Origin of the sequence: Gordonibacter sp., from assembly GCF_036667095.1 — a bacterium.
Lineage (GTDB): Bacteria > Actinomycetota > Coriobacteriia > Coriobacteriales > Eggerthellaceae > Gordonibacter.
The window spans coordinates 1-5374 of record NZ_JAVWUP010000170.1 but is presented as its reverse complement, the minus strand read 5'-3'; the positions used below and the strand labels follow the sequence as shown (position 1 = coordinate 5374).

At 62.2% G+C, this 5374-nt stretch carries 7 protein-coding genes; all 7 read left to right on the top strand.

Annotated elements, in window-relative coordinates; translation table 11 throughout:
* On the top strand, positions 1–938 hold a 938-nt coding region (sepF, locus tag RR842_RS11645), incomplete at its 5' end, for a cell division protein SepF (RefSeq protein WP_332729822.1).
* Positions 939–1787 carry a pyrroline-5-carboxylate reductase gene (gene proC, locus RR842_RS11640; RefSeq protein ID WP_332553489.1) on the top strand — a complete coding sequence of 283 codons (849 nt, stop codon included), beginning with the start codon at positions 939–941 and terminating at the stop codon, positions 1785–1787.
* The gene (locus RR842_RS11635; protein WP_332512252.1) at positions 1781–2041 is read left to right on the top strand and encodes a YggT family protein; all 261 of its coding nucleotides are present in this window, start codon (positions 1781–1783) and stop codon (positions 2039–2041) included. The genes proC and RR842_RS11635 overlap by 7 nt, the downstream gene beginning before the upstream one ends.
* 45 nt (positions 2042–2086) lie before the next feature.
* Entirely contained in the window at positions 2087–2905 is an 819-nt protein-coding gene (locus RR842_RS11630; RefSeq protein ID WP_332729821.1) for a DivIVA domain-containing protein, read from the top strand.
* A 24-nt stretch (positions 2906–2929) separates the two neighbouring features.
* Positions 2930–3223 carry a DUF167 domain-containing protein gene (locus RR842_RS11625; protein WP_332512250.1) on the top strand — a complete coding sequence of 98 codons (294 nt, stop codon included), beginning with the start codon at positions 2930–2932 and terminating at the stop codon, positions 3221–3223.
* Positions 3224–3401: 178 nt separating this feature from the next.
* Positions 3402–4163 carry a MerR family transcriptional regulator gene (locus RR842_RS11620; RefSeq protein WP_332512248.1) on the top strand — a complete coding sequence of 254 codons (762 nt, stop codon included), beginning with the start codon at positions 3402–3404 and terminating at the stop codon, positions 4161–4163.
* A gap of 141 nt (positions 4164–4304) precedes the next feature.
* Positions 4305–5315 (top strand): putative heme d1 biosynthesis radical SAM protein NirJ2, encoded by a 1011-nt coding sequence (gene nirJ2, locus RR842_RS11615; protein ID WP_332710898.1) that lies wholly within the window; start codon positions 4305–4307, stop codon positions 5313–5315.
* Positions 5316–5374: the final 59 nt, after the last annotated feature.

The following is a 5374-nucleotide window of genomic DNA, read 5'->3' as shown; positions in this document are numbered from 1 at the left end:
AAGAAACGAAGCAGGTGGTGAACATGGAGCTGCCCAAGATCATGAAATCGGAACGTGGCGGAATGCTCGACGGCATCAAGTCGAAGCTCGGCTTTGCCGACGCACGCGCAGAACGTGACGACTATGGGGAATACGGCGACGATTACGGCGACTACGGACCCGAATTCGACGATGACGGTGCATCGGCCTCGCGCTACGACCCCTATGCGCCTGTGACCACGCGTCCGGCACGCAGAGGTGCAGCCTCGGGGCCCCGTGCGTCCTCGTCCGAATTCCCAAAACTCGTTTCCATCGACGACGTACGCGCCAACACGCAGGTACCCGATAGCTTACGGCGCGATCCTCTGCCGCCGCGTCGCGTAACGGGCACCTCGTCATCGCTGCGCGGCGAGCGTACCGTGATCGACACCATGTCTCCGGCCCCTTCTTCGCCGGCCCATACCGCTGCGCGCCGCGAGCGTTCGGAAGGGCTGAACTCGCTGTTTGAACCCAGTGCGACCGACGGTGCCCCATCCAGCGGCGGCAGGGCCGACGCCGGCTTCGGCGACTTCGCGCTGCCGACGGCAACGCCCGCGCCGAAGTCGGGAGTCGCAGCGGCTTCTGCAGCTGCGGCCAGCGCTTTCGATCCGTATGAAGCTTACGCCGGGTCGGGCTCTGCGGCACATAGCCCTTCCCGGTCCCTGTCGGTGCTCAAGCCCGCCAGCTACGGCGAGGTGGAGCATGTGGCCAAGATACTCAAGGCGGGCGATGCGGCGGTGCTTTCTTTGCGCAATACGCCCGATCAGCTGTCCAAGCGCATCTTGGATTTCTCGTTCGGCGTGTCCAGCGCACTTGACGCCAGCGTGGAGTGCATTGCCGACAAGGTGTTCGCCATCACGCGGGGTGCTGCGCTCAGCGATGCCGAGCGTCAGGCCCTGCGCAACCAAGGGGTGCTGTAGATGGCTCTTACCGACCGAACCCGCATCGCCCTCATCGGCGGCGGAAAGATGGGCGAAGCCATCATGGGTGGTTGGATTGCTGCAAGCGAGCATCCGGCCGACCGTCTGGCAGCTGCCAACTTCACGGTGGCCAACCCCGGCGAGGAGCGCCGCGTTTACCTGCAGGGTCGCTACGGCGTTGCCTGCGTGGCCGATGCGCGTGCGATCGAGGGTGCCGACGTCGTGGTGCTTGCGGTGAAGCCGCAGGTGATGATGGGTGTACTGGAGCAGATTGCCGAGGTGCCCGCCTATGTAGGCGGCAAGGACGGCCCGTTGTTCGTGTCTATTGCCGCAGGGCTTTGCACCGAGCGCTTGGAGGGGGCTTTGCCTGCCGGTGCGCGTCTCGTGCGCACGATGCCGAACACTCCCTTGCTGGTGGGTGCCGGTGCCACCACGGTTGCAGGTGGTGCGCAGGCCGACGAGGCCGATGTCGCACTGGTACGCGACCTGTTCGCCTGCCTCGGTGCCGCATACGTCATTGACGAGGACGACATGGACGCGACCGGTGCGGTAAGCGGTTCCGGTCCTGCTTACGTTGCTGCCCTGATCGAAGCGCTGCGCGATGGTGGCGCGGCCCAGGGGCTCGAGGCAGGTTTGGCTGAAGCGCTTGCGCAGCAGACGGTGTACGGAACGGCGCTGCTTATGCGTGAGACGGGGCAGGATGCCCAAACCACCCGCGTTGCCGTGTGTAGCCCGGGCGGGTCGACGCTGGCTGCTTTGGCGGCTATGGAGGAGGCGGGCTTCGCCCGTTCTCTCGATGCTGGTGTGGCAGCTGCCGTATGCCGGTCTAAGGAGCTGGGTCAGTGCTGAATATCAAATTCTTTATCGCGTCGATTGCCGACGTGTATAGTATGGTTATCTTCGTCTACATCATGATGTCGTGGTTCCCCCATGAGCGCGGCATTTTGGGCGATATCTATCGTGTGCTGGGGAAAGTGTGCGATCCTTACCTCAATATTTTTAAGAAGCTGATCCCCCCACTTGGAGGTATGGTGGACGTTACCCCCATCATTGCCCTGCTTGTATTACAATTTGGAGTACGTTTACTGTTGAACTTGTTTTAATGCGCATAATCGGATGCGCACGCGAACAAGACGAAGGGATGACAGATGGCTATCACCTCGACTGAGATCCACAACCAAAGCTTCTCTATCGACCGCAAAGGCTACGACGTTGACGAAGTGGACGTGTTCCTTGAGCATGTTGCCGACGAGATCGACGGGCTGAACGCGCAGCTCGACCAAATGGAGCGCCAGTACGACGACTCTTCGTTTGCTGGCTTTGACACCCCGGCTCGCATCGAGGATGCGGATGCGCCGATAAGCACGATCGACGAAGAGGCGCTCATCGCCAAGGATGCCCGCATCGCCGATCTCGAGCGCCAGCTCGAGGCGAAGAAGGCCGACGACAATGCTATCGCCCAGGCGCTTATTATCGCCCAGCGCTCTGCCGACGAGATCATCTTGAATGCGAATGCTCAATCTGCCAGCACCATCAAAGATGCCGAGGACGAGGCCAAGCGCATCGTCGACAAAGCCGAGGCTGAGAAGCAGAAAGTGCTCGATGCCATCAAGAAGCTCGAGGACGACCGCGAAGATGCCCGCGAAGAGTACCAGGACCTGCTCACCGACTTCATTACCGACGCTACGCGCAAACTGGCCGATATCGGCGGCAGTGCGCCTGTTGCGGCGTTGCCCGTGAGTGCGCATGCCCGCACCGGCTTCTCCGAGACATCCAACTCGACGGGTCGCGTCATCACTTCGCCGGCCCAGGTGCCTATCAACATGGACGGCTCTGCCGCCTATACCATGCCGCAAACCAGCTCGGTGTCCGTTGCTCCGGCAACGCCGACACCCTCCCGTGTAGAGAAGGACCTCTCCGGCTTCGGCGATGCCGACGACGATTTCGAGTTCGAGGAAATCGACTAGTCGCGCGTTGCTTGTTTTCCTGTTTTGGACAAGCCGACTATCATAGCTGTTCACGTCACGCCCCGCTCGGGGCGTGACGAGGTTATGGGGGTGCGCGCCGATGCGGCAGGTGCCTGCGAGGTGTGTGTCCGTGTGACGGCTCCTCCCGACGGGGGCAAGGCGAACAAGGCCGTCTGCAAGACGGTAGCTGCGGCATTGGGCGTGCCGAAGGGCGCCGTGTCTGTGGTGGGTGGGCAGACGGCGCGCCATAAGCGCCTTGCCGTGCGGGCTGACGAAGTGCGCGTTTCTGCCTGGCAAGCCGCGCTGCCGCGTATCTGACGATGCGCCGGGGGAAATACCCGCGAGTTTGTCGTGACTTTCTGGAGGAGGGCACATCTTCGTTGACGGTGACGTAGCGTCATCGCGTATGCTCGCTGTGCGCCGGGCAATCCACCCGGTGTCCAGACGAGGAGCCGCCCGTGTCGAGGGATGCCAAGGGCCGCGCAAGGAGATAGGTATGACCGACCAACGATACTTGACCGTAGGCGAGTTGGCACGGCGCGTGGGCGTGACGGTGCGCACGATCCAGTACTACGATCAACAGGGTTTGCTGTCGCCTTCGGCAAAGGGCCCGCAGAATCAGCGCCTCTATACGGACGCGAACGTGAAAGATCTGTATCGCATTATGACCTTGAAGTACCTGGGGCTTTCTTTAGCCCAGATCAAATCCGATGCAGGCCTTTTCGACGAGTCTTGCGCGTTGCAGGAACTTGCCAGCAGGCAGATGGATGCCATTGAGGATCGGTTTCAGCAGCTGTTCAAGCGCATGACTACCTTGCGAGCCGTGCACGATCTGTCCGGTGCGGGCGATGCTGATTGGGAAAGCCTGGCTGCCACGGTCGAGCGATGCCAGGGCGAGAGCCAGTTCTTCTGGCGGCTTACCTGCATCTGCGACGATACGGTGGATGAGGGCGAGGCCGCGGACCGTGTTGCCCGTGGCGAGTCGGTGTCGAGGTGGCACGAGCTTATCGCCGACACCATCCGCCTTATGCCTTCGCGCGAGCCGGCGGACGGACCCCGAAACCGCGACCTGGCGAAGCGCTATATCGCCCTTGAGGCAGGGCAAGAGGCGCCTGCGTCTGCGCGTAACTTCATCCTCATGGAGAACATCGCCCCGCATGGTTCTGACGGCTCGTTTGACGAGCTGCGACAATCGGTGTTCGACTACCTTGAGGCTATCGTGGCCGCGTACCGCGCCAAGCCCGATCCGGTGACCTAACCGGCTGTTCTTCCTTGCAGGGCTGACGCAGCGTCGCTCCCCCCTCCCCGGTGCTGCGTCAGCCCACAATCCACTTTTCCCGTTTTGTTCGCCCTACGGCGGCGTCGGTTGTCGGCGCGCCGGATACGAAAGGATAGGCCCATGATCGTGTCGTGGATGACGACCAACCAATGCAATCTGAAGTGCGCGCACTGTTACCAGGATGCCGAGGAGGCCAGCGATAAGGAGCTGACAACAGCCGAGGGCATGAAGATGATCGACGAGATAGCGCGTGCGGGCTTCAAGATCATGATCTTCTCGGGTGGGGAGCCGCTCATGCGCCCCGACATCTACGATCTTGTGGCGCATGCGGCGAGCCGGGGGCTCCGCCCCGTATTCGGGTCGAACGGCACGCTTATCACACCCGAGGTCGCCCAGCGCCTGCGGGCAAGCGGAGCCTGCGCCATGGGCATCAGCGTGGACAGCCTCGATGCGGACAAACACGACGAGTTTCGCGGGCTTCCCCATGCCTTCGATCTGACCATGCAGGGAATAGAGGCCTGCAAGCAGGCAGGATTGCCGTTCCAACTGCACACGACCGTCGTGGATTGGAACCGCGACGAGGTCTGCGCCCTCACCGACTTCGCCGAGCGCATCGGCGCGCAGGCCCACTACCTCTTTTTCCTCATCCCGGTGGGCCGCGGCAAGTATATCGAGGAGACCGGCTTGCAGGTGGTGGAGAACGAGCGGCTGCTCCAAGACATCATGCGCAAGTCCGCCGAGGTGTCCATCGAGGTGAAGCCTACCTGCGCGCCCCAGTTCACGCGCATTGCCCAGCAATTGGGCGTCGAGACGCGCTTCGAGCGCGGATGCTTGGCGGGACTGACCTACTGCGTTATCGGCTCGGAGGGCCTGGTGCGTCCGTGCGCTTACATGACCGAAGAGGCGGGGGACGTGCGCACGACCCCGTTCGACGAGATATGGCGCACCAGTCCCGTGTTCGAGACGCTGCGCACCAAAGCCTATTCGGGCGCGTGCGCTACCTGCGACTACGCGCAAGGCTGCGGCGGCTGCCGCGCCCGCGCCGCGTACTACCACGAGGGCGACATCCTGGCTCAGGACGACTACTGCGCTCATAGTAAAAACCTTGAGGTTCCGATGGCTTCGCTTTGATTTCCCTGACTGATGCGACGAGAGGATGCGACCGATGAAAGTTACCATGTTGAGACGTG

What these genes read in the sequence shown, in the direction of transcription:
- RR842_RS11620 (WP_332512248.1), top strand. Translation starts at nt 3,402, where the DNA reads ATGACCGACCAACGATACTTGACCGTAGGCGAGTTGGCACGGCGCGTG.
- proC (WP_332553489.1), top strand. Translation starts at nt 939, where the DNA reads ATGGCTCTTACCGACCGAACCCGCATCGCCCTCATCGGCGGCGGAAAG.
- RR842_RS11630 (WP_332729821.1), top strand. Translation starts at nt 2,087, where the DNA reads ATGGCTATCACCTCGACTGAGATCCACAACCAAAGCTTCTCTATCGAC.
- nirJ2 (WP_332710898.1), top strand. Translation starts at nt 4,305, where the DNA reads ATGATCGTGTCGTGGATGACGACCAACCAATGCAATCTGAAGTGCGCG.